This is a genomic window from Verrucomicrobiota bacterium, from assembly GCA_016871535.1.
Lineage (GTDB): Bacteria > Verrucomicrobiota > Verrucomicrobiia > Limisphaerales > SIBE01 > VHCZ01.
This window is the reverse complement of record VHCZ01000007.1, coordinates 1-23,223: the sequence shown is the minus strand read 5'-3', so window position 1 is coordinate 23,223 and position 23,223 is coordinate 1. Positions and strand designations below refer to the sequence as shown.

Below are 23,223 nucleotides of genomic sequence, written 5' to 3'. Positions count from 1 at the left end.
AACCTCGCATTCGAGATCGAATGCCCCAGAACTCCAACGCCCCACTCCTCCACTACTCCGATTCCTTCGTCTGAGGCTACTGCGTCTCCGGAATCTTCAGCAGTTCGTCCATGGTCCACGGCGCGGCGCGATCTTTGGTTTCCTCGCGGACGCGTTTCACATCTTCCAGTTTGATGGGCGGCGCCTTATTCCCCCAGGACTGGCGGATGAAGGTTAGAATGGCGGCGATGTTGGCATCGACTTGGTCCGGAGGGAACGCGGAGCCAAAAGGCACCATGGCTGTTGCAGGATTCCAATCCACGCCTTTCACTTTGAAAGGGCCGGTCGGTCCATGAAGCACGATTCGGATAAGCCGGTCCGGGCTCCCGATGACCCACTCAGACCCCGCCAAAGGAGGGAATTGACCGGGACTCCCCATCCCGTTCCCTTGATGGCAAGCGACACAGAGTTGGGTATAGAGAACTTCTCCCTTGGCAATCAGTTCTCCTGCCTCATCCTTGGGATTCGCCTGCTCGACCTGAGCGTAAGTTCGGTAAGGCTCGTACACCTGAGGATTGAATCCGCCAGCATAGTTTTCGATGTACAACTGCGCCCAGAAAAGCAAAACGCCCAGCAGCACCACCAGCCAGACGGGAGACTCCGCGTGCCCAGCGGTTGGTTCGGTTTCGACCAGCGGCTGGTTCAAGCCGCTGCCGGATGAAGCTCCGCCCTTCGATGGGGCATTCGGCGAACTGTGTTTCCGATCTGAATTCATTTCGCTTGAGGCTGGCCCGCCGGAGCTGGATTTGCGTTCGTGGCTCCCGCTGGAGGCTGGTTCGTGCTGGAAGCGCCAGGCTTCTTCCCAGGCAACGGCAAAGGAGCTTCAAAAAGTGGAACGTCGGCGCGCAGGCTTTGCAGGTAAGCTACGAGCGCGAGGGCTTCGGGTTTCGGCACGACTTCGAATCCAGGCTCCGGGGCAAATTCGCCGGAGAGTTTCAAGGCTTCTGGTGACGGCGAGCCGCTGATTTTCCGTTTCTCGAACAGGAATTTGTAGGGCGGCATCGTCGAACCTTTGGCCGTGATCTGCGGGTTGTAAAGGTGCAGCAAATGCGTTGCGGCATCCGGCTGGCGGACGCCGATGTTGGCCAGGTCCGGCCCCACGCGCAGGTTCCCTAGCATCACAGGGCGATCATACAAGTAGTCCGGCGCCACGCTGTGGCGCGCGCCCCAGCCGCGCTCAAAATCCGCGCCGAAGCCCCGCGCGCGGACTTGTTGTGTGTGGCAATAGTAGCACCCGTTTGCGCGATAGACGTCACGGCCTTCCTGAGCCAGGCCGTTTCGCGGCGCAGGATAGCGCGCACCCGCGGGAGGAACGGTCGTCTCCTGCATGCGCCCAAGCTGCATTTCCGGGACAAACACCATTCCCAGCCAGGACAGCGCCATCGCCAGATAAACGCCGAGAAAAATGATCGGGCCTTGATTCATGCGCGCCCTCCGGGACTCGTGATTGGGGACGGGCAGCACTCGGAACACCGGCAGTTCATGAGGAGCCGCGCGAAGTTGATTGCCAGGGCGCAGTTCCCCACCAGGAGCAGGAGCATTCCCAGAGTGCCCATGCCGAGGAACGGCACGGTGCCGCGCACTGTATCCAGGAACGCAAGGTTTGGATTATTCATGGCCGCGCCTTGCCGGATGCCGCCAATGATCAACGAAGCGCCCAGAAACGCCGCCCCGGCGGCGCCGCAACGAAAATGAAATTTCATAAGCGCCGGAGCCGGCCATTCGCATTGGGTAAGCCTGGGAACGACGTAATAAATGCCGCCCACCGCAACCATCACGAAAAAGCCGAACAGGAACAGTGAGCTCACGCCATTTCCGTAATGCGTGAATCGGGCAACTTCCGCGATCTGTCCCAGCAAGCCGAATACGACAGCGAAGGTCGATTGAATCGTTTCGGAGAGGTCCTGGTGGTGGGCGGACACGCTGGACGGCGCGCGAAGCAGGCTGATGATCTGCAGCAGGCTGGCGACGATGAAACAAAAGGCGCCGAACTTGAAGAAAGGCAGAATTGGATTTGGCCCCAGCTTTTGATCCGTTCCCTTCATCGTCAGGTGCCAGTTTGTGGCAACGGCTAAAAGGGGCACGAGCATCATGATACCCGCCGCGCCGCTCACACTGGCCAGCCAGCTTGGCACGGGTGTGCCTCCCTGAACTCCGCCCCAACCGCCGAAACATGCCAGCGACCAAAATCCGAACATCGCCAGACCGCGGCTGTGCAAGGGCCGGCCCGCCAGCTTGGGCAAAAAGTAGAAGATCGCGGCCAGCCCGAATGAGGCCAGCCAAATCCAATACAGGTTGTGCGTGAACCAGCCCGCGATCACAGCCTGCGCCACGCCCCGAGACGGAAAGTAAACCAGCAGCATCTCCGCCGTTGAAAAAATCCACGGAAACCAGAACAACGCCATCAGCAAATACCACTGCGAAACATACATCTCGCGCTCCGAGCGGAAATGAAACGTGAGCGTCGCGCAGAGTGCGATCGCCAGATACGCAGCCAGGAGAATCGGCGACGCGAACCCCGGCACTTCCAGGCCTTCATAGCCGCTTCCCGCGCCCGCGAGGATTCCCAGGGTGCCGACAAGAACGCCAAGATTCCAGAACAGACCAGCGATCGTGGTTGCGACCGGGCCGAAAACCGCAGCGCGGCTCAGTCGGGCGAGTATCCAGAGTCCAAGGCCCAGGCCCGCCAGCGCGGCAAATCCATAAATCAGCACGAATGAATAAGCTGGATAGACGCGGCCGTAGGTCAGCCAGGATGCGCCGGAAAGAAAACCCGGGAAACCCGGCGCGTGCAGTTTGATGGCGCTGACGAGTCCGAGGACGCTGGCGACAACCAGCCAGCCGACGCTGGACGCCAGGAGCATCGTGACCGGGAGGCAACTCGATCGGTTAATCTCCATCGGCGGGACGGCAGCCTGAGTCCTGGAAACGCTCTCCGTGGCTGGCGCTTGAACGCTCATCATTGACTTTGGATTACTCGAAGCTTGGCGGCGGTTTCGGAGGCGGATTGAACTTGTTCCAGCGCGCAATCAGGTTGGACCGCCCGGCGGCCGGGTCTTTCCACTCCTGGAGGGTCAATTGCGCAGCCCGCCCCAACTTGAGCTTCTGGCCATCATTTTCCACAACCGGCAAACGCACTTGTCCCTTGGTCGCGTCGATGTAGCCGTAGGTTTCAAGCTCTTTCACAGCCAGATTTGCCTCAGCCGCGGCCTTGCGCCGTTCTTCGATGCGCTTGCCATCCACGGGCGGCGGTTGCGTGTACTGGCGCATTAGCCAGACAATGCCCGCCATGACCAGGAACGAGCCGAGGATGCCGACGCAATACGCGCCGATTCTGGCCTTATCCCCGCAACACGATTCGCTATTCATTAGAATTCCACTCTGTGAGACTTCAGATTTGAAATTTGAGATTACCTTGCGCCGCGGCTTTGGGCCGCCGGAGGCACATAAACTTCCATGGTCTCGGCGAAGCGCGGATCACGCTGCGGATAGGGCGGATGCGCGTTGAAACTCCGGATGAACAACTTGGCCAGGGCGCCGCCGATGAACGCGAAACACGCGGCATCGAGCCAGATCCATTGTCCCGGGAAGCCACCGGGGTGTATCACCGGCATGATGTTGTAGGACAGATCACAGTAGTGCATCAGCCAGGCCCACACGCAAAGCGGGAGCATCACGGCCAGGTTCAGTTTCGCGTCGATGCGCAGGAGCGTCAGAAACGGCAGAAGAAAATGGCCGAAGATGATGACCATACCAATGTCCCACCACGATCCTTGCTCGCGCTGAATGTACCAGAAGGTCTCTTCCGGAAGAGCCGCGTTCCAAATCAGAAAATACTGGGAAAAAGTGACGTAAGCATAGAAGACGGTGAACGCAAACCAAAGCACGCCTGTGTCGTGAAACTGGCGTTCGCGCACGACATGACGCAACGGCCCGGCTCGTTTCAACACCACCAGGAGGACGTACACGGTCGCCAGCGTCGTCCAGACACTGGCCGCGAAGTAATACACGCCGTACATCGTGGAGAACCATTGGTGCTGCAAGGATTTCATCCAATCGATCGCCGCCAGCGTTAGAGTGACCGCGAAGAGGAAGATTCCGGCCGCCGCGTAGCGCCGCATCCGGAAGGTGCACTCGGCCGCGCCGGTTTCATCCTGCTTCAACGACCATTTGCGCAAACCGCGGGTCAGGAAGATCCAGATGCCGAACAAGACTGCCACACGGGCATACCACATCGGCACGTTGAGATAAGCGTGCTTGGCGTGAAGCGCGTGATCTGCATTGGCCGGGTCCATCCAGGGATAGATTCTTGGCGCCAGAATCAACACGGGGATGAAGAGGGCGAGCATCCAGGGCGCGAGACAGGCGAGGTGTTCGACGAAACGCCTTAACGGCACCGTCCACATGGCATCGAACAGGTGATGCAAGATCACCAGGAACAGCGACCCCAGACAGATGCTGAGGAAAAACATGAACGCCAGCAGCCAGGAATAGCCCAGTTGTTTCGGGTCGATCGCCAGGCCAATCAGGGCCAGCCCGCCCCCGGCCGCCATCAGGATTGTCGGCAGTTTTCGCCATCGGGACAAATCCAGCGAACCGGGAGCGGCAGACTCAGTGTGCGAACTCATAGAGCTTTGCTTAAAGTTGACCGCCGCCAAGTCGCAAGGCGCAAAACGGAAAACGGAAAACGTTCATTCGCTATTTGGCTAAGGTTGACCGGAGCGATTCGGGCACGTCTTCGAGGCTGCCTAATCGGCTCCTTTGCAGCGCCCGCGCGTAAGCCACAATCGCCCATCGTTCCTCGACGGAGACCTGCGCGGCGTAAGGTCCCATCAACTGGCTCGGACTTCCATTCTTGATCGCGTAATAAATCTGGCCGTCCGGCATCTGGATGATCCGTGCGTCATGAAGGTTCGCCACGGTCGGCATGGCGATCTTCTTGATCACGCCGTTGCCGTCGCCGGTCGCCCCGTGGCATGGCGAGCAGTAGATCTGGTAGAGGTCACGGCCACGATCCAAGAGCCGTTCCGTGATTTGGAAGGGGATGGACTCGACAAAATTGGTCGTGCCCGCGATCAGTCCGGAATTCACCGGCGCATCCTCGTGGAACGGGTAAACGGGATTGTTGGCGTCGGCGTTGATCAAGCCTTGAAAGGGCGCGGCGCGGGCAATCGTCCCCTGGACCGGCAAGCGGGAGCTTCGGCCGTCAGCAAAAAAGCTGTTGCGGTCCTGTGGACGAAGCTTGGGCTGGCGGTCCATGTCCGGGAACACCTCGATCGGAGGTTTTCGCGAGGTGCTGCCGCGAAAACCGGCGACTCCGACCACGAGCACGCCTGCGAGCACGAACATGAGCAGAAAGTAACGCATCTATTCCTCCGCGACCTCGAGGTGCTTGCTGCCGGCCGATTCCAGCAACTTGCGGGTTTCAGTGTCGGAGTACTTCGGGTCGTCGCACTCGATCACAACGAAGAATTTGTCGTGCGTGACGAAGACAAAGCGCCGGGTCTTCAGGAGCGGATGGTACAGCTTCGGCAGCCGATTGAGGAACAGCATCCCGAAAAGCGAGCCAAACGCGCCGAACAGGATCGTCAGTTCGTAAGCGGGCGGGAAGGAATAAATCGGGCTGAACATGGGCTTGCCGCCGACCGTGATGTTGTAGTCGTGAGCGTTCATGTACCAGATCATCAACATGCCCGTAATGTAACCGGTCACTCCCCCAATGAAGGTGAACCAGCCGACTCGCGAATTGCGCAACCCCATCGCCTTGTCCATGCCATGCACCGGATAAGGCGTGAAGACGTCCCAGCGGGTGAATCCGTGGTCGCGCACTTTTTCCGCCGCGTGCATCGCCGCGGCCGGCGTGTCGAACTCGGCGATGATGCCGTAGGCTCTGGCTGGGCTGCTCATCAGTGGTGCCCTCCAATTCTTGCGCCGCCCATCGGATGGTGCGGGTCTGCTTGCGGGGTGACGCCCTTGACTTCGGAAATCGCCAGCACCGGCAAGAAACGCACGAACAGCAAGAAGAAAGTCAGAAACAGGCCGAAAGTCCCGACGAACGTGAAAATGTCCACCCACGTTGGAATGAAGTAACCCCAGTTGGAAGGCATAAACTCGCGCGCGAGGGTCGTGGCAATGATCACGAAACGCTCGAACCACATTCCGATGTTCACCGTGATGGAAAGGATGAACACGGCAATCACGTTGGTCCGGATCTTCTTGAACCAGAAAAGCTGAGGCAAAACGACATTGCAGGTGACCATGATCCAGTAGGCCCACCAATACGGCCCGGTCGCGCGATTAATGAAAGCCGCCAGTTCGTAAGGATTGCCTCCGTAGTACGCGATGAAAAACTCCGTCGAATAGGCATAGCCAACAATTGAACCGGTCGCCAGCGTGACTTTGCACATCAGATCAATGTGCCGAACCGTGATCACTTCCTCCAGATGACACAGCGAACGCAAAGGAATCATCAGCGTGAGCACCATCCCGAATCCAGAAAAGACAGCCCCGGCCACGAAGTAAGGCGGGAAGATCGTCGTGTGCCATCCGGGCAACTGCGCGACTGCGAAGTCAAAGGACACAATGCTGTGGACGGACAAAACCAGCGGGGTGGAAAGACCGGCGAGCAGCAGGTACGCCTTCTCGTAATTGCTCCAGTGGCGATTCGATCCGGTCCAGCCCAGCGCGAACAGACCGTAGAGAAACTTCCGGACTTTGCTCCGGGCTCGATCCCGCATAATGGCCAGGTCTGGGATCAGCCCCATGTACCAGAAGAGCGCTGAAACCGTGAAATAGGTGGAAACCGCGAATACATCCCATGTCAACGGCGAACGGAACTGCGGCCAGATCGGGCCGTTGGAGTTCGGGAACGGCAGCATCCACCAGTCAAGCCAGGCGCGCCCGACGTGAATCAACGGAAACAGGCCCGCGCACATGACCGCGAAAATCGTCATGGCTTCCGCCGCGCGGTTGATCGAAGTCCGCCAGCGTTGCCGGAGCAGGAAAAGGATCGCCGAAATGAGCGTCCCGGCGTGGCCGATGCCGATCCAGAACACGAAATTGGTGATATCCCACGCCCACATGACCGGATGGTGCAAGCCCCAGACGCCCACACCTGTGGAAATCTGGTAAGTCACGCAGATCACTCCGATCAGGAGCATCAGACTGCTCGGAACGAAAGCGATCCACCACCAGAGGGGTGTTTTTCCCTCCGCGACCGAAGCGACTTTGTCGGAAATCCACCCCAGGTTTCGCTGATTGAGAACCAGCGGCGGACGCTCCAGTTCTGGCGGCGGAGCGTGAACTTTGATTGAAGTGGGAATCGCGCCGTCAGCCATTAGTGCGCTCCTTTTTCGTGCGAAGCCGCGGCGGGCGTATGCGTGCCTTCACCGGCGCCATGAGCTTTGCCGTGGGCTTCCATGGGGTTCGAACCGCTGCGGTCCATGTACTCTTTCAGAATGCCGGGCGCCTCGCTGTATTTGTGAGGATCGGGCATGTTCGGGTTCGGATTGCGAATCCGCGCCAGGTACGTCGTGCGCGGGCGCGTATCCAGGAAGCCGAGCACTGCATAATCGCGATCCTGCTTTTTGAGCTGGGAGACCCGGCTGTTCGGGTCGGCCAGATTGCCAAAAACGATTGCTTCGGCCGGACACGCTTGTTCGCAGGCCGTTTTGATGGTTCGGTCCGGCACCTGCACGTTTCCGGAATCTCCTGCCTTGACCTTTTGTTCGACCTTGGCGTGTTCGATACGCTGGACGCAGAAGGTGCATTTCTCCATGACGCCGCGCATCCGCACTGAGACTTCCGGATTCTTGGCGAGTTTCATCAAGTCCCATTGATCGTCCGGAACGCTGCCCCGGGAAGGATCCTTGAACCAGCGCTTTAGTTCCCACTCGCCCTCATTGAAGCTGGTGAAAGGGTCTCGGTAAAGTTTGTCGAGAGGCCGGCGGTTGTAGTCAAAATAATTGAAGCGGCGAACTTTGTACGGGCAGTTGTTCGAGCAAAACCGCGTGCCCACGCAACGGTTATAGACCATCACGTTCAGGCCTTCTTCGTCGTGAACGGTGGCGTTGACCGGGCAAACGCTCTCGCACGGCGCGTTCTCGCAATGCTGGCAAAGAATCGGCTGATAAGCGATCTGCGGATCGTCGATGTTCCCCGCGAAATACCGGTCCAATCTCAGCCACGCCATTTCGCGGCCTTTGATGACCTGGTCTTTGCCCACAATGGGGATGTTGTTTTCGCTCTGGCAGGCCACAGCGCAAGCGGTGCAGCCGACGCACTTGCTCAGGTCGATCGACATGCCCCATTGATGCGTGTCGCTTTTCACGGCCGGTCCACGGAGGCGGCCCCCGGCCTTTTGCTTTTCTTCCTCGTACACCCGGTAAGGGTGTTTATAGATCATGAGCGGCTCGCCGGTCTTGGGATCCTTGGCGATATGCTGCATGTGCTCCGGCGCTTCGAGATCCATGTTCTTGGCGAACTTCGGATGCTCGTCGAATTGCTTTTTCGTTGCCTCGCGAATGAGCGGGCGGCCTTCCATCGCGCCGTGCTCCTGCGTGCCGGCCAAGTCGTAAATCTCCGGCGTCGCCGTAATCTTGCCGCCCGCCGCGAAATGCTCGCCGGCAGCCGGGCGCAATCTGTAAGCGTTGTAGCCCGCGGGCTGGCCTGAATGAAGTCGTCCAATGCGGCCGGTCTTTTCCCGGCCATAACCGAGCGTCAACCCCACGGTGTAATCCGCGAGTCCGGGGAGAATCCAGATCGGGCCTCGGATTTTTCTCCCGCTCAGATCGACTTCGACAAGCTGGTTCTTGAAGAGACCTTTGCGAACCACGGGCCCGCGAGACTTTTCATCGAACTCGCCGACGCCCAGTTCGCTGGCCGTTTTGGGGCTCACCAGGATGGCATTGTCCCAGGTGAGTTTCGTAATGGGGTCCGGGGTCTCCTGGAGCCAGCCGTTGTTGTTGAATCGACCGTCGTCCAGGCTGTAGCTGCGATGGAACACAACCTCCAGTCTGTCCCGGCCCGGCGCGGCCGGAACTGAAACAGCCTGCAAAGTGCGCGTCACGGCCGATGAATCGAGTTGACCGCTCACCGGTTTCGCAGCGCTCCCCGCCAGATATCCGTCGTGCAAGAACTTCCGCCAAACGTTTTCGCCTTCACCTGCGGTCCCTCGGAAGGTTTCGCGAACGATTTCGTAAGGGTTGGTCTTCTCCAGACGGCCGATTCGCGCCAGAACTTCGAGTTCGCCTATGCCGCCAAACAGCGGCTCGATCAACGGCTGAATTGGAACCAGCGCTCCGTCTGCGGTGCGGGCGTCACCCCATGACTCCAGGAAATGGGCCATTGGAAAGTGCCAGCCTTTGGTCGGAAAGCTTTCATCCTCGTAATAGCCCAGCCGGACAATCGTGCCCGCTTTGGCCTGTGCTTGCGCCCAATTCAAATCGACTGGCGCGTTGTAGGCCGGATTGCCACCGAGGATCACGAGCGTGGTAACTTGGCTGGCATTAAGCGCTTGAGCCAAATCGGAGATGGATCCGCCCACCGGCGGGGGCGCATCGTGCAGAAGAACCGTCGTGCCGACGTTCCCCAAAGCCGAGTTGATGGCATGAGCGATCAGATGGGTTGCCAGCGGCTGGCGATGCCCTGCCAGCACGACCGTATGGCCGGCGTTTCCAGCGGCCAGCAAATCTTTGGCGCACTCAACGATCCATGAGTCATTCCCCGCAAAACCGGCGGCAAGCTTCGTCAGACCGGCCTGCAATTCGTTAGAGGCGCCTCCCTTTTGCTTGAAGATCTCCAGCGCCAGGCGCGCTGCGAAACTTTGCACGGCACTCGTCGGAACGCGGAGCCGATGGTCCGCATTGGCCCCGGTGAGCGTGAACAGGCCTTCGACCGCGTATAGCCGGTTCATTGGCTTGGCCGATTTTTCCGGGTTTCGGCGGCTGGCGAAGCGCCGGACGTTCACATAGGTGTCTTCCTCCGCGCCCAGGAAATCGCAGTCCAGCGAGACAATCACGTTCGCTTCGTCCAGTTTGAAGTAAGGCGCCACGGGCTTTCCAAACGCCAGTGAGGCCGCCTGGCGGTGGACGTCGAAATCGACCGGTTCGTAAGTGTGCCAGCGGGCGTTCGGATACTTTGCGGAAATCAATTGCTGGAGCCGCGCGCGTGACGGCGAGCTGCTTCGTTCCAGAAGAAACGCCAGACCCTGGCCCCCATTGGCCCTGGCCTGATCCGCAATTCGCCCTAATTCCTCCAACGCTTTCTCGCGCGTTTCGGCGTTTCCATCGCGGGTAAAGCGCGTGGCGCGGTCCGGGTCGTAAAGATTCAGAATCGAAGCCTGAGCGAATTGATCCGTGCCGCCGTTGCTGTCGGGATGATCCGGGTTTCCTTCGATCTTCGTGGGGCGGCCTTCGTGGGATTTGACCAGCAGCGGGACCGCGCTGGATCGGGTTGGGAACGCGGTTGCATAGTACTGAGCCACGCCGTGAATGTAACCCTCCGGCATTTTGGAGAAGGGCACGATGTTCTCCACGGGTCGTCGGCAGCCCGTCAAACCGAGTCCGCCGAACAAGAACGACGCGGACATGATCTTGACGAAATAACGGCGGGAAACGGGGTCCGTGAATTCGCTGGCTCCGGCGGGAAACTCCCGTTCCAGCCACTGCCGGAATTCGGGCGTGTCCGCCAACTGGTCCAGGCTGCGCCAGTATTTTGGGCCCACGTCCGGCTCGGGACAAGGTGGAGGGATCGTTTTCATCGGTGGCACGCGGAACAACTCTGCGAAGTTTGGATGGCCCAATCGTGCATGAATTGATCGCCTTTGGTTTTCTGCATCTGCGCGGCGGTTTTCGGGTCGTCACTCCACTTCCAATCCAGGTCCGTGATCTTATCCAGAGGACGCAATTTTTCGGCGGGGTTGCGATGACATTCCAGGCAAAAAGCCATGCTGAGCGGCTTGGCGTGGTACACCTCATCCATTTTGTTGATCTGGCCGTGACATTCCACGCAACTGACCCCGCGCCGGACGTGAACGGAATGATTGAAATACACGTAATCCGGCACCTTATGAACCTGCACCCAGGGGATCGACTTCCCGGTCTGAGCGCTTTCCCGGACCATGGCCAGCCGGGGATCATTGGCCAGCACCTGGTTGTGGCAGTTCATGCACGTTGAGGAGCTGGGAACATTCGAATACCACGATTTTTCCACGGCATGGTGGCAGTACCGGCAGTCCAGTTTCAATTGATCAACATGAACCGCGTGGGAGAAGGTCACAGGCTGGATGGGCTGATAGCCCACGCGAGTGTATTTTGGAGTGAAATAGTACCAGACCCCGACAATAGTAGCGGCTCCGATCAGCGCCCCGCCGAATAAAACCTTGGCCGGCAGTTGATTTGTCCACTTTGGAAAAATATCGGACATCGATGGTTTGGTTACTGGCCGCTCAGTCTCTTACGCCGGTGCCGGTATCTATTAGAGAATTACGGACTGTTGTTCAACTGTAAAAACGCCTGATCACTCTATGGTGGAGCTGCAGGCTCGAAAACAGGGCCGTTTGCCCTAAATCTCGGCGACAGGGGGAGGCTTTTAGCGCACTCTTGGGCCGGAGTGCAAGTCCGTTCGCGCCGCAGGACATTTTATCTGCCGAAGTAATGCTGCGGATAAGCGCGCTTTTCAGCCAGCTTGACCGTTGAAAGTTGATCTGAGGGCGAGGGTTCCTGCCGAGACTTCGGGTGCAAAAGAAGTCAGCGTTAGAACACAACGATGTTCCGCAGATTACGAAATCAATGCGCGTGGCCGCCGATGATCTCAAGGTGAAGCGAGTTTTTGAGATTTACCCAGGTCCGGATACATTTGCTCTCGATGAATCCGGGCGGTTTGTGGCTGTGGCTTGGCGTGATTTGGCGAGTTTGATGACACGGCTGAGTTGACCAACGGCGGAACAATGCTCCCCTTTGTTGCCCTAATTGTGCTATGAATGTTCAGATTTCGTTTGTGCTCCCAACGACCTTCAAGTTGATCGTCGCAGCGACAGTCACAGCGCCGGCGCTTCCGGGAGCAAATGGAGCCGCTCCCGTTGAAGGACACAGTCCACACCGCACACCACCTACTGAACTCGCACCGTTTTTCACTCCTCCGGGCGCCTACCGCTCCGACTTCGGCAGCTTCCGGTCGCCGCTGATCTTTGCCGATGGAACGCGGGTCAACACGCCGGCTGATTGGCCGCGCCGCCGCGCAGAAATCCTCTCCGCGTGGCACAAGATCATGGGGCCCTGGCCGCCGCTCATCGAAAAGCCACACGTCGAGATCGTGCAGACCACTCGCCGCGAGACGATCACCCAGCAGCAACTCCGGCTGGAAATCGCGCTGGGCGGCGAAAGGGTGGATGCGCTGCTCCTGATCCCGGAAGGGAAGGGACCGTTCCCCGCGGTCGTCGTGGTCTATTACGATGCGGAGACGGGTGTAGGCCTTGGCGCGCCTTTGCGCGACTACGGCTGGCAATTGGCCAAACGCGGCTTCGTCGCGCTCTCGGTGGGAAAGCCGAACGCGCGTGTCGAGCTCGCGAACACAACCACCAATCGCCCGCGATCCGAAGCGTACCTGGGGCCGGTCGGCCAACCCGTGCGCGTGCAAGCGATCTCAGCGCTGGCTTATGCCGCGGCCAATGCCCACACCGTCCTGGCGCAGCGGCTCGACGTTCGACCGGACCGCATCGGGATCGTGGGCCATTCCTTCGGTGGCAAATGGGCGATGTTCGTTGCGTGCCTTTACGACAAGTTCGCCTGCGCGGTCTGGTCCGACCCCGGGATCGTTTTTGACGAGCGCGACCGCCGCAAACAGAATCCGGGCGGCAGCGTGAATTATTTCGACGTCTGGTATCTCGGCTTCGAACTCGGCGGCGTGGCTGATCCGAAAAACGCCGGCCCTTTCCGCAAGCTGCCAAGCGAAGGCCAGGCCAGGACCGGCGCTTACAAAGCGTTGGTCGAAGGCGGACACGATTTGGTGGAACTCCACGCCCTCATGGCTCCGCGCCCGTTCTTGGTTTCAGGCGGCACGGCCGACCTGCCCGAACGCTGGCCGGCGCTGAACCACTCCATCGCGGTCAACAAGCTGCTCGGCTTCGAGAATCGTGTCGCCATGACCAATCGTGACACGCACAATCCGACCCCGGAAGCCAACGAGCAAATCTATCGATTCTTCCAGTGGTGGCTGGCTGATTAAGTTCCGAGTTCAAAGTTTAAGGCTCAAAGAGTTTAGTTCAGTTTGGTTGTCTAACTCGTGTAATCACTCTTCCGATGAACCTGACGGTAGGGCGAGCCTGTCCCCAGCGAGCCGAGACGGACGTGTTCCAAGAACGTCGAGCAGCTCGCCGGGACGGACTCGCCCTACCGTCAGGTTCATGGGCCGGGAGCATGGTAATCAGACCAACGAAGCTTCCCAGGATCGACGATGAATACGACCAAAGCGCAAGAGACCCGAGTCATGTTTGAGGGAGTTCAGCCGATCCTTCGCGTTGGCGACCTTAATAAGGCGAGTGTGGATTACTACGAATGACCATGAGACGACTGCGATACAGCGTGGCGGTGAGTGTGGACGGATTCATCGCGGGACCGAACGGCGAATACGATTGGATAATCATGGATCCCTCGATCGACTTCGATGGCTTCTTCAAGGAATTCGACACGCTGGTTATGGGCCGGCGCACGTTTGAGGTCGCCGGAGGCGGAAGCACGCCGGAGATGCGCACGATTATCTGTTCGAAAACATTGCGCGCGTCTGATCATCCGAATGTCACAGTAACCAATGATGCGGTCGCTACCATCGCCGGGCTGAAGGCGACGGCCGGGAAGGACATCTGGCTCTCTGGAGGCGGAGAGCTCTTTCGCAGCCTTCTCGATGCGAAGCTCGTATTGAAGAGAATGATCGCGGTGGACGGGCGTGGCTGTGTTTACGTCAACGGCGGCGGAATGGCATGGCTTTGAGAAAATGATGGATGGTCTCGGAACCGGCCAGGTGCTCGCCGTCAAAGCGCCTAAACCAGGCGTGGGGTGGCCTTGATTGGGGAAGCGAACTGATCGCTCGCCTCACTCCCATGATTGCATCCCTGCGGGACGTCTGGCTGACTGGGCGCGTTGAGAGTGGCCGACGCGCCGCCGATTGCAAATCGGCGATACGGAAGAGTGCAACTCTGCGCTACGAGGACAGAATCATGTCGGTGGCCTTTTGGACTGCGGCAAGCGAAGCGCGACACCGCTTTGGCCGCGCCGACCGTCTCCCCAAAGCAGTGTCTCCACTGGGCTCTGCCATGCAGTCCAAAATTGTCGCGACCTGCGACATTTTCGGGCTACACTTCGGCATGTTCGCCTCGGCCTTCACTCCGCGTCTCCGCTCCATCACCGGCCTCATTGGGACACGACCTGCCATGCTTATTCTCAACGCGTTTCTCGGACTGACCGCACAGGCACCGGTCGGTCTGGCCGCCGACGCCCCGCTTACGCCTTCAACCCTCGTCAAATTTGCCGATGCCGGCGAAGCGGCGATGGAACTCGGCCGGAAAGACGCTTTCGTGGACTCGCTCAGCCCATTCGACCGCGCTGCCCGGAAGAAGACGGATCAGCCCGTTTCGCAAGAGGAGTTTCTTCAGTTCGTCTCGCAACAGGCGCTCGGATGGCAAGGCCCGGAAATCGGCCGCCTCACGCGAGTTCTCGGCCGTATCAGCAACAAGATCGAACGTCTCCAGCTCCCGTTGCCCTCGGTCATTCGGCTCCTGAAAACGACCGGCAAGGAGGAAGGCGGCGCGGCCTACTGTCGCGGCAACAATATCCTCATCTCGGCGAAGCACGCCGCCGCTCCCGATCCGGTGTTGGAGCGGCTCCTGACGCACGAACTCTTTCACATCTTGAGCCGGAACAACCGCAAACTGCGCGACTCGCTTTACAGCATCGTCGGCTTCAGATTCTGCGGCGAAGTGGCGTACCCGAAGGAGCTGGCGGCGCGAAAGCTCACGAACCCGGACGCGCCGGTCATCGAGCATTTCATCACCGTAACCGCGCAGGGAAAGCCAACGCCGGTCGTGCCGATTTTGTTCTCGAAAGAAGACAATTACGATTTGAGGAAAGGCGGCGAGTTCTTCGCTTATCTGACGTTCAACCTTCTGGTGGTCGAGCAGCGTGGCGAAGCATGGTTTCCCGCCTATCAGGAGTCCGGCCCGCGACTTCTCGATGCGGACGAGGCCGAAGGCTTTCGCGAGCAAATTGGCCGGAACACGGAGTACGTCATCCACCCGGAGGAAATTCTCGCGGACAATTTCGTGCTACTCGTTCAGAACGCCCGGGACGTCAAAACGCCTCGAATCCTGGAAGAGATGCGGCGCATCCTCACGACCGTGCGACCGGTCGAATAGCAGAGCCTCCTCACTGTCGGCGAATTCTCAAGAAATAGACCAGCGCCAGGAAATCATACGCCGCGTGGGTCACAATCGGACACAGGAGGTTGCCCGTCGCCATCATCAAGCCGCCCAGATAAACGCCGATCAGTGCCGTCACCCACGCGTAATTCCACGTGATGGGATGCACGCACCCGAACAGAAGGCTGGATACCACCAAAGCCGAAAACGGGCCGAGCACCGCGCTCAACCTTTCCTGAATCAATCCCCGGAACAGCAACTCTTCGCCGACACCCGCCAATGCGGAAATCACCGCCAACTGAAAAATCGACCACGTCGCGAAGAGCGGCTGCACGGTTTGCTCCAAAACCAGCCGAATGTCCCGCAGCAGAACGGGCTCGAATTTCCACAGGCTGACAAACCACAGCAGCGGGGGGACGCTTGCCGCCAGTCCGAGAGCAGCGTCCGCGAAACGCCAGTGCAGCCGCGCCGTGGGCGGCTGGTGCAGCGCGTAACCGAGCGCGACCGCGAGCAGTCCGAGCGATGCCTCGCCCGCGCAGGCGAACAGGAACCAGTCAAGTTTGGGCCGTGTCATCAGCAGTCCAGTTGGGCAGGAATTAGCGAGGAACCACACTCTGGCGTGCCGAATTTCACTCCTCATTTTTCGAGAATGGATTGATGACCGGCACGCCCGTGTTCTTGTATCCGTCCTCGTCGCGGCTCACGACGGTAAGATCGTGAACAAGCGCTGTTGCCGCCAGCAATGAGTCGAGGACCGGTGCGGGCTGTTGCAACCCCAACCGTCCCCATTTGTCAGCCACGCGTTCGTCAACCGGCAGGATGCGGTCAGCGAAATCGCGCGTGAGTCCCTGTAGCCACCTTTCCAAGTTCCGAGCCTGAACCTGATCGCGGAGCCGAATGCGTTCAAGCCCTTGTCGGATTTCTCCCAACACCAACACGCTGACGAAAAGTTCTTCCGGCTCGACTCCGCCAACCCAGGCGCGCACGCCGGCATCACCGCGAGTTCCCTTGCGAAGCTCGCTTACGATGTTCGTGTCGAGCAGGAAGCCACTCACAGTTTGACAGGACGCCCAACTTGGAGACCGCGTTCGAAGTCCCGGTCATTGCCAACGTCTGGCATTGAGAGCAAGAATTCCTTGAACGACGGTCGTTCCTTAGAGGCCCCAAGCAGCGCCGCACGAAGGACACGACGATGTTCTTCTTCCACAGACACGCCATGCTTACCGGCTTGTTCCTTAAGTTTCTTTACGATTTTGTCTTCGACATTTCTAACCAGAAGTTGCGGCATAACAATGTTGTCTTCGTTTTTGATAGCATTGATAGCAAGGCTTGACGCGGAGGTGAAGTGCAAAGTCGCAATGGACATCGCACCCGTTGCATTCCCAAGTTTATCAGTGGCACAGGCAACTTGCCTGTGCCGTCCGGCTACCAGCCGGACGGCACGGTCGCGGATCAGTCCCGGACGGATCGCAAGGAATTACCCGCCACCTTTCACGCGGCAGGTTGCCGCGCGAGGCGGGCTGGTAGCCCGCCCAGGGCCTTCATGGAACGACTGCACGCCGGCAGCGCGCTCCAAAGAACTGGGCGCCGCCCGTCACTGCGCCCCCTCATCCGCGACCATAAACTCCAGCAGGTCCGCCAGGTTCTGTGGCGCCAAGGACGCTTCCAGCCCTTCCGGCATGATCGATTGGTTCTGGCTCTGGATGCGGCGGATGTTAGATCGAAGCACGCTGGTCTCCACGCCGAAGGCTTGGCGCAACGTGACGCTCGTGGCGTTTTCGGTCGCGATCAGGCCCAGGTAACTTTCGCCATCCTTGGTCTCGACCAGGTAGTTCAAGTAACTCGGCGCCACTTCGCGGTTCGGATCGAGAATACTCACGAGCAATTTCTCCTTCCCGTTGGAGCGGACGCTCGCCAAATCCGGTCCCACTGCGTAGCCTTCCTTGCCCGCGCGATGGCAGGATAAACAACGTTCCTGGTAAACCTTCCGGCCGCGAGCCGAATGGCCCGCCAGATCCAGCGACGACCGGAATTGTTCGATCGTTTTCTCGCGATCCTTGGAGTGCGTCGCCGGCAGAAGCTGCGCCGCGCGCTGGCGAATCTTCGCGTCGGCATGCCCGCGCAAGAAGGCCGTCTGAGTCGCGGAAAGGTCGGCGCGTTGAATCATGTTGGATTCGAGGCCGTCCAGCAAAGCGCCGATCTGCTGGGGCCGCGAGGTCAGCGCGTTCAAAACTTCGCTGCGGGAGCGGGGCGTAAGCTGCGGCCAGCTTCGCACCATCGCGTGCCCGGCTTCCGCTTCACGGAAACGCGCCAGCGCGCTGATCGCCGACGCCTGGACCGGTCCGGCTGGATTCGACGACAAGATTGAAGAAAGCGTCGCGCCCGCGTCGGTCCAATTTAGAGCCCCGAGCAATTGAATGGCCGGGATGCGTTGGGCTTCGGGCTCGTGGCCATCACGAGCGGCTTCGGTAGCATCCTGCTGCATGGCCTTGAGCCGCTTTTGCGTCTCCGAATCCAGATCGCGCAACTCCAGGCCGGCGGATCGGAGCCCATCCAACAACGGCCTGGCCAGCGTGTAGGTGTCGTTGCGGCTTGGCAGGCTTCGGAGGTGCGCGACAATCGCCGCAATGTCTTTCAGGTTTTTCCGCGCCGCAATCAGACGGAGAAGCTGGTTGAAAAACTGGCGGCCCGCGAGCGAATCTCTCTTGGCCAGGAATTCAGTTCGCGCATTCGTTCCCGCAACCAGGGAGAAAAAGAACGAAGCATCCGCTGCGTCCCCCAACGAATTCAACACCGCCGCGCCAATCCAGGCGTCGGCGCAATCTCGTGCCGCAATGGCGGACGAAGCCTGGGTGCGTTCGGGACGATCCACCGCGCCGAGCAGGAAGGCCAGTTGATACCGCACGCGAGCATCCGGGTCGGACGAACGCGACACCAGCTTCAGCCACAGGCCTTGGGGAAACGGCTTCTGTTTGGCGAGCAGATTTCTGGAAAGCCTGACTGCGTGCTCGCGCACGACCGCGTCGGGGTCCGACAATCTGTCGAGCAAATGCTTCTCGTTCACGGCGCCCAGTCCGCTCAGGGCATACAGCGCGGGGACTCGGCCCGAGGCCGTGCCGGTCCCATCCAGCATCTTCTCCAGCATCGGAATCGCTGACGTGTCCTGCCGCTGATAAAGCAAACGCGCCGCCGTGTCGCGATGCCAGCCGTTCTCGTGCCCGAGCGTTTGGACCAGTTCCGCCGTCGAAGCGCGGCCCAGCTTGGGCAACGCCGGTTGCTTGAATCCGTCGGGCACGATGCGGTAAATCCGGCCGCGATCATTGCCGCGATTCAGGTCGAGGTGTTGCTTGATGTTGGGGGGCAGCGACCACGGATGTTCGATGATTTCGCGATACATGTCCGCGACATAGAGCGTCCCGTCCGGCGCGTTGGCAAATTGCACCGGGCGAAACCAGTTGTCCTTCGACGCGATGAATTCGGTTTTCAATTCGTCCGCCGGCCGCCGCCCGACCAGGCTTGCTCCTTCCGGGAAGAGTTGCTTGCGATGGATCAAGTTGCTCCCGCAATCCGCGACGATGACGTTGCCGCGATATTCCTTGGGCCACGCGTTGCCGCGATAAATCGTCACGCCGGTGGCGGCGGTAAAATACCCGGACGGATGGCCGCCGCCTTCGATGGGTCCCGGCACCAACCCGGCCACGCGCCAGCGCGTCCGGATGACGCGCCAGGGTTCGTCCGGGCTGATGCGATAGACCGCGGCGGCCGGACCGTCTTCGGCGATGTTCACGAGCGGGTTCGGCATTGAGAACCGCGGGTTGGCCTTCACGTCTGCGTCGTCGTACATCAGCATCTGAAGGTGGGCGCTGTTGCTGCAAACGAACTTCCGCCCCGCGTCATCGAAACTCAGGCCGTGCTGCCCGCCTCCGCTCTCCGCGCGCAAATCCAGCGTGCGCGGATCAAACGAAAAATCGCGCCCGCGCAATTCGACGAGCTGCATTTGCGGGTTCTTTGGCGAAGCCACGCGTCCGCCGTTGCCGCTCGTGGCCCCGTGAATGCGGTTGTCCAGCCCCCAGGTGAAGCTGTTCAAAAGCGCCTGCACATTCAATCGCTCGACGCCCGCGGCAAAACCCGTGAAAATCACTTCCCGCGTGTCGGCCACGCCGTCGCCGTTGGTGTCCTTCAAGAAAAGCACGTCGGGGCTGGCGCCGACAAAGACTCCGCCGTCATAGCAGATGACGGCGGTGGGCCAGGGAAGGTCTTTCGCGTAAACGGTCGATTGGTCGAAACGGCCATCGCCGTCGGTGTCCTCCAGCAGCCGGACTCGGCCGAGGTGCTCGTCTCTTCGCTCGGAGTAATCGATCATCTCGACGACGAACAATCGGCCGTTCTCGTCGAACGACATCGCAATGGGGTCCACGACGAGCGGTTCCGCCGCGACCAGTTCCATCTTGAATCCCGGTTTGACCTGAAAGGTGCCCAGCGCCCGGGCCGGCTCGGTTGGCGGAATGCGCGGGAGGTCTTTGGAATCGACAGAAGGTTCCGCGGCCAGAGCGCCATGGACCGCAGCCAGGAGCATCGCGAACCCGGCGAGCGCGTGCAGACGTTTGAAAGTCATGGCGCGCATCCTAAAAGGTCGCGGCAAAATTGCGAGTCGCAGTTCTGCAAGGTGGAAAATCTTTCCCGGCTAGAGTATAACTGCGTTGAAATGAGTTCCGACGCTGAAGCCAGGTTGCTCGCGCGCTGCCGCCAGGGCGAGCCGGACGCCTGGAACGAACTGTTCGACGCCCATTACTCCGCCACGGCGCGGTTTGTGTTTCAGCTTGGGGCCGACTTCTCCCGCGAGGACGTCGAAGAGATTTGCCAGGAAGCGTTCCTTTCCGTGATTCGGAACCTCGCGTCCTTTCAGGGCGCGAGCCAGTTCCAGACCTGGCTCTTTCGGATCGCCGCCAACAAAGCGCGCGATTTTTGCGAACGCCAGCGCGCCGCCAAGCGCGGAGGCGGCCAGGCGCCGCTTTCGCTGCAAGCGGAAGATCCGGAAAACGGCCTCACGCTGGACCCGCCCAGCAGCGCGCCGGGTCCCGATGCGCAGTTGATGAACGCGGAACGCATGGCCGGGGTCCGCCACGCCCTCGACCAACTCGGAGAGCCGTGCCGCGAGATTATCGAACTCCGCTACTTCGCCGACCTGAGCTATGACGAGATCGCGGCCACGTTGCAGTTGAACCCGAAGACGGTCAGTTCCCGGCTCAGCAAATGCCTGGACCGCCTGGAGGCCCTCGCCCGGCCGATCCTCGCGCGGGAGAAATCCACGCCGTTCTCCGTCTAATGAGGTGTCGTATGGCTGACACGCCCGAAAACAACACGGATCAGCTTCTGAAAGCTTGCGCCCGGCAACGCCGTGAGGAAGCCGGTCCCCCGCTCGAAATGCCCGAGGCCACCCGCCGCGTGTTGCAAGCGGAAGTGACGCGAACGTTTCCAAAATCAGCCGCCGCCAAACCGCCCGCGTGGCTGCGGTGGTTCGCCGGATTCTGGCCGCGGCTCGCTTTCGCGTCGGGGCTGGCCGTCCTTGTCGTCGTCCTCGCGCTGGTCACGCCCAGGACCGGGCAAGAGAAATTGCCGCCCAGCTTCGAACTGGCGAAGAACGCGGGGCAAGAACCGTTGACCGCGCCCCCACAAACTGCGCCCGCGGCGCCTCCACAGGCGAGCGAGCCAATGCCGGTGCTTTCGCAAAACTCCGTCGCCACGCCGCCCGCGGCGCCTTCCCAAACGATTGAGCGCGAATTGATGCAAGAACCCGCCGTCGCGCAGGAGAGCCTGGCCCGACTCAGCGAAAACACCGCGCCGCTGACTTTGAAACCGGCGCCTCCGGCGGATTCCCTGTCTTTATCGCGAGCTCGGCAGCCTGGCGGATTTACAGGAGAAAATCTACAAGCCGCCGAGGGACTCGCCAGAAAAGGCGCCCCAGCCTTGAAAGCCGCTGCCAGCCAGATTGCGGACGCCACACCGTCCCCGGCGCCGACTTTACCGCTCGCGGCCACCGCGGGTGCCGCGCAGTCGTTGGACGGCGCCGGAGACAAAGCCATTCCGGGCCGCAAGGTGGAAGAACGCTCCGCGCTGCTCGCCGACAACAAGACCGCCGCCGATCGCGCTGCGAAAGGCGCGACCGCTGAGCCGTCTCGCTCGGAAGCAGTCCTCGTGGCCAGGGCGCCTGAAGCCCCGGCAGCAATCGTTTCGAACGCCGCGCAGCCGTCTTATTTTCAGACTGATCCGGCGCGCGGGTTGACCGAGCAGGAAGCCGGCTGGCCCCGTCTGCAATTCAGCCAAATCGATACGCGCGCCCGGCTGCGTTCCAATCGCAATTCGCCGCCGCCAATCACGAATGTCCTGAACTCGTTTCAAGTCCAGCGGCAAGGCAGCAACATTCTGGTCTTCGACGCCGATGGCTCGGTTTACGAAGGGACCGTTCAAGTCTGGATGCAGGGAGTGGCAGCGACTTCGGCGGTGGCGTCGCGAGAAGCGCCGGCGCGAGGGGTGCCAGTTCAAAGCAGATTTCAGAACAATGCGGACTTATTTCAGAAGCAAACTGCGCCAACCCCCAACGCGGTTGGGATTCCCGAGGGAGCAAACTTTTCGTTCTCGGCCACAGGGACCAATCGCAGTCTGAATCGGAAGGTCGTGTTCACCGGCCAGTATCTGAATTTCAACAACACGAACCAGCAGCTTCGGCTTCTCCAGAATGAGCGCATCGAAGGCAAAGCCATGATCGGCAAAACCGAGTTTCCCATCGAGGCGCTCCGGGTAGCGCCCCAGCCGTGATGATGCAGAGCGTGAATCATGTTTCGTCCCTGCATTGACCTTCACGAAGGCAAAGTGAAGCAGATTGTCGGCGGCACGCTGGGCGGCGACCCGTCGAACCTGCGCACGAACTTCGTCGCCGACCGCCCCAGCGCGTGGTTCGCCCAGCTCTACAAAAAAGACGGACTCCAAGGCGGCCACGTCATCATGCTCGGCCCGGGCAACGACGCGGCCGCACGCGAAGCGCTCGCCGCGTACCCCGGCGGACTTCAAATCGGCGGTGGCATCACGATCGACAACGCCCGGCAGTACCTCGACGCCGGCGCGTCCCACGCCATCGTCACCTCCTGGGTGTTTCGCGGAGGAAAACTCGATCAAGAACGCCTGAACGCTCTCGTTGCTGCCGTTGGGAAAAGCCGCCTCGTCCTGGACCTGAGCTGCCGGCGCCGGGGCGAAGACTACTTCGTCGTCACCGACCGCTGGCAGAAATTCACCGAACTGACGATCTCGAAACAAACCCTGGAGCGCCTGGCTGGCGCCTGCGCCGAATTCCTGATTCACGCGGTCGATGTCGAAGGCCTGTGCCAGGGCATCGACGCGTCCTTGGTGGAGCGGCTCGGCCAATGGTCGCCGATTCCCACGACCTACGCGGGCGGCGCGCGGTCGCTGGCGGATCTGGAGCAAGTGACTCGCCTTGGCCGGGACCGGATCGATCTCACGATCGGTTCCGCGCTCGATATCTTCGGCGGCACGGGCATCCGATACGCCGACGCCGTCGCCTTCAATCATCGGCAAAAGTAGGGCAGGCATCCTGCCTGCCCCTTTCTCTCCGATAGCGCCATAAAGAGGGCTTAGTGGTCCATTTCATAAATACGCTCACGTTCGCGGCAAGGGATTTTTCGGCCAGACGAGGCGCGAGCGACGAGCATATCCCGAAGTGGATCTGTAAGGAGCAAGCAACGAAGTCTGGCGAAAAAGAA

The 23,223-nt window shown here is 60.2% G+C and carries 21 protein-coding genes; 7 read left to right on the top strand and 14 right to left on the bottom strand.

Annotated elements, in window-relative coordinates:
- Window positions 1–76: 76 nt before the first annotated feature.
- From FJ398_02035 to FJ398_01990, 10 genes are all read right to left on the bottom strand, one after another.
- Entirely contained in the window at window positions 77–754 is a 678-nt protein-coding gene (locus tag FJ398_02035; GenBank protein ID MBM3836737.1) for a c-type cytochrome, read from the bottom strand.
- Window positions 751–1,464: a cytochrome-c oxidase gene (locus tag FJ398_02030; protein ID MBM3836736.1), complete on the bottom strand. Its 714-nt coding sequence runs from the start codon at window positions 1,462–1,464 to the stop codon at window positions 751–753. The genes FJ398_02035 and FJ398_02030 overlap by 4 nt, the downstream gene beginning before the upstream one ends.
- Window positions 1,461–3,002, bottom strand: coding sequence for a hypothetical protein (locus FJ398_02025; protein ID MBM3836735.1), 1,542 nt, complete (start codon window positions 3,000–3,002; stop codon window positions 1,461–1,463). The genes FJ398_02030 and FJ398_02025 overlap by 4 nt, the downstream gene beginning before the upstream one ends.
- Window positions 3,003–3,012: 10 nt before the next feature.
- The gene (locus FJ398_02020) at window positions 3,013–3,408 is read right to left on the bottom strand and encodes a hypothetical protein (GenBank protein MBM3836734.1); all 396 of its coding nucleotides are present in this window, start codon (window positions 3,406–3,408) and stop codon (window positions 3,013–3,015) included.
- A gap of 41 nt (window positions 3,409–3,449) precedes the next feature.
- The gene (locus FJ398_02015; GenBank protein MBM3836733.1) at window positions 3,450–4,667 is read right to left on the bottom strand and encodes a hypothetical protein; all 1,218 of its coding nucleotides are present in this window, start codon (window positions 4,665–4,667) and stop codon (window positions 3,450–3,452) included.
- Window positions 4,668–4,737: 70 nt separating this feature from the next.
- Window positions 4,738–5,406, bottom strand: a complete 669-nt coding sequence (locus FJ398_02010; protein MBM3836732.1) for a cytochrome c — start codon at window positions 5,404–5,406, stop codon at window positions 4,738–4,740.
- Window positions 5,407–5,946, bottom strand: coding sequence for a DUF3341 domain-containing protein (locus FJ398_02005; GenBank protein MBM3836731.1), 540 nt, complete (start codon window positions 5,944–5,946; stop codon window positions 5,407–5,409).
- Window positions 5,946–7,376, bottom strand: a complete 1,431-nt coding sequence (locus FJ398_02000; protein ID MBM3836730.1) for a hydrogenase — start codon at window positions 7,374–7,376, stop codon at window positions 5,946–5,948. Before FJ398_02000 ends, FJ398_02005 begins: the two co-directional genes overlap by 1 nt.
- A complete protein-coding gene (locus FJ398_01995) occupies window positions 7,376–10,798 on the bottom strand; it encodes a 4Fe-4S dicluster domain-containing protein (protein ID MBM3836729.1) in 3,423 nt (1,140 codons plus the stop codon). Before FJ398_01995 ends, FJ398_02000 begins: the two co-directional genes overlap by 1 nt.
- Window positions 10,795–11,463: a cytochrome c3 family protein gene (locus FJ398_01990; GenBank protein MBM3836728.1), complete on the bottom strand. Its 669-nt coding sequence runs from the start codon at window positions 11,461–11,463 to the stop codon at window positions 10,795–10,797. The genes FJ398_01995 and FJ398_01990 overlap by 4 nt, the downstream gene beginning before the upstream one ends.
- Before the next feature lie 552 nt (window positions 11,464–12,015).
- Between FJ398_01990 and FJ398_01985 the strand changes: the two genes are divergently transcribed.
- The 4 genes from FJ398_01985 (at window position 12,016) to FJ398_01970 (ending at window position 15,445) form a co-directional block, all read left to right on the top strand.
- On the top strand, window positions 12,016–13,263 hold the full coding sequence (locus FJ398_01985; protein MBM3836727.1) for a sialidase: 1,248 nt from the start codon (window positions 12,016–12,018) through the stop codon (window positions 13,261–13,263).
- A gap of 46 nt (window positions 13,264–13,309) precedes the next feature.
- On the top strand, window positions 13,310–13,495 hold the full coding sequence (locus tag FJ398_01980; GenBank protein MBM3836726.1) for a hypothetical protein: 186 nt from the start codon (window positions 13,310–13,312) through the stop codon (window positions 13,493–13,495).
- A gap of 97 nt (window positions 13,496–13,592) precedes the next feature.
- The gene (locus FJ398_01975) at window positions 13,593–14,024 is read left to right on the top strand and encodes a hypothetical protein (GenBank protein ID MBM3836725.1); all 432 of its coding nucleotides are present in this window, start codon (window positions 13,593–13,595) and stop codon (window positions 14,022–14,024) included.
- Between the two features lie 440 nt (window positions 14,025–14,464).
- Window positions 14,465–15,445, top strand: a complete 981-nt coding sequence (locus tag FJ398_01970; GenBank protein MBM3836724.1) for a hypothetical protein — start codon at window positions 14,465–14,467, stop codon at window positions 15,443–15,445.
- A gap of 10 nt (window positions 15,446–15,455) precedes the next feature.
- Here the strand turns inward: FJ398_01970 and FJ398_01965 are convergent, their stop codons facing one another.
- From FJ398_01965 to FJ398_01950, 4 genes are all read right to left on the bottom strand, one after another.
- Complete coding sequence (locus tag FJ398_01965) at window positions 15,456–16,088, bottom strand: CPBP family intramembrane metalloprotease (GenBank protein MBM3836723.1); 633 nt, start codon at window positions 16,086–16,088, stop codon at window positions 15,456–15,458.
- Entirely contained in the window at window positions 16,078–16,503 is a 426-nt protein-coding gene (locus FJ398_01960) for a type II toxin-antitoxin system VapC family toxin (protein ID MBM3836722.1), read from the bottom strand. Before FJ398_01960 ends, FJ398_01965 begins: the two co-directional genes overlap by 11 nt.
- A complete protein-coding gene (locus tag FJ398_01955; protein ID MBM3836721.1) occupies window positions 16,500–16,736 on the bottom strand; it encodes a DNA-binding protein in 237 nt (78 codons plus the stop codon). The genes FJ398_01960 and FJ398_01955 overlap by 4 nt, the downstream gene beginning before the upstream one ends.
- A gap of 306 nt (window positions 16,737–17,042) precedes the next feature.
- Window positions 17,043–20,072: a c-type cytochrome gene (locus tag FJ398_01950; GenBank protein ID MBM3836720.1), complete on the bottom strand. Its 3,030-nt coding sequence runs from the start codon at window positions 20,070–20,072 to the stop codon at window positions 17,043–17,045.
- Here FJ398_01950 and FJ398_01945 point away from each other — a divergent pair.
- From FJ398_01945 to hisA, 3 genes are read left to right on the top strand one after another with little or no spacing between them, the layout of a single operon-like run.
- Window positions 20,004–20,774: a sigma-70 family RNA polymerase sigma factor gene (locus tag FJ398_01945; GenBank protein MBM3836719.1), complete on the top strand. Its 771-nt coding sequence runs from the start codon at window positions 20,004–20,006 to the stop codon at window positions 20,772–20,774. The two genes, FJ398_01950 and FJ398_01945, sit on opposite strands and share 69 nt — an antisense overlap.
- Window positions 20,775–20,785: 11 nt before the next feature.
- The gene (locus FJ398_01940) at window positions 20,786–22,264 is read left to right on the top strand and encodes a hypothetical protein (protein ID MBM3836718.1); all 1,479 of its coding nucleotides are present in this window, start codon (window positions 20,786–20,788) and stop codon (window positions 22,262–22,264) included.
- Between the two features lie 18 nt (window positions 22,265–22,282).
- A complete protein-coding gene (gene hisA, locus FJ398_01935; GenBank protein MBM3836717.1) occupies window positions 22,283–23,044 on the top strand; it encodes a phosphoribosylformimino-5-aminoimidazole carboxamide ribotide isomerase in 762 nt (253 codons plus the stop codon).
- Window positions 23,045–23,223: the final 179 nt, after the last annotated feature.

Coding starts and splice junctions, on each gene's coding strand:
- FJ398_02035 (MBM3836737.1), bottom strand. CDS start 754: ATGAATTCAGATCGGAAACACAGTTCGCCGAATGCCCCATCGAAGGGC.
- FJ398_02030 (MBM3836736.1), bottom strand. CDS start 1,464: ATGAATCAAGGCCCGATCATTTTTCTCGGCGTTTATCTGGCGATGGCG.
- FJ398_02025 (MBM3836735.1), bottom strand. CDS start 3,002: ATGATGAGCGTTCAAGCGCCAGCCACGGAGAGCGTTTCCAGGACTCAG.
- FJ398_02020 (MBM3836734.1), bottom strand. CDS start 3,408: ATGAATAGCGAATCGTGTTGCGGGGATAAGGCCAGAATCGGCGCGTAT.
- FJ398_02015 (MBM3836733.1), bottom strand. CDS start 4,667: ATGAGTTCGCACACTGAGTCTGCCGCTCCCGGTTCGCTGGATTTGTCC.
- FJ398_02010 (MBM3836732.1), bottom strand. CDS start 5,406: ATGCGTTACTTTCTGCTCATGTTCGTGCTCGCAGGCGTGCTCGTGGTC.
- FJ398_02005 (MBM3836731.1), bottom strand. CDS start 5,946: ATGAGCAGCCCAGCCAGAGCCTACGGCATCATCGCCGAGTTCGACACG.
- FJ398_02000 (MBM3836730.1), bottom strand. CDS start 7,376: ATGGCTGACGGCGCGATTCCCACTTCAATCAAAGTTCACGCTCCGCCG.
- FJ398_01995 (MBM3836729.1), bottom strand. CDS start 10,798: ATGAAAACGATCCCTCCACCTTGTCCCGAGCCGGACGTGGGCCCAAAA.
- FJ398_01990 (MBM3836728.1), bottom strand. CDS start 11,463: ATGTCCGATATTTTTCCAAAGTGGACAAATCAACTGCCGGCCAAGGTT.
- FJ398_01985 (MBM3836727.1), top strand. CDS start 12,016: ATGAATGTTCAGATTTCGTTTGTGCTCCCAACGACCTTCAAGTTGATC.
- FJ398_01975 (MBM3836725.1), top strand. CDS start 13,593: ATGACCATGAGACGACTGCGATACAGCGTGGCGGTGAGTGTGGACGGA.
- FJ398_01970 (MBM3836724.1), top strand. CDS start 14,465: ATGCTTATTCTCAACGCGTTTCTCGGACTGACCGCACAGGCACCGGTC.
- FJ398_01965 (MBM3836723.1), bottom strand. CDS start 16,088: ATGAGGAGTGAAATTCGGCACGCCAGAGTGTGGTTCCTCGCTAATTCC.
- FJ398_01955 (MBM3836721.1), bottom strand. CDS start 16,736: ATGCCGCAACTTCTGGTTAGAAATGTCGAAGACAAAATCGTAAAGAAA.
- FJ398_01945 (MBM3836719.1), top strand. CDS start 20,004: ATGGACCGCAGCCAGGAGCATCGCGAACCCGGCGAGCGCGTGCAGACG.
- FJ398_01950 (MBM3836720.1), bottom strand. CDS start 20,072: ATGCGCGCCATGACTTTCAAACGTCTGCACGCGCTCGCCGGGTTCGCG.
- FJ398_01940 (MBM3836718.1), top strand. CDS start 20,786: ATGGCTGACACGCCCGAAAACAACACGGATCAGCTTCTGAAAGCTTGC.
- hisA (MBM3836717.1), top strand. CDS start 22,283: ATGTTTCGTCCCTGCATTGACCTTCACGAAGGCAAAGTGAAGCAGATT.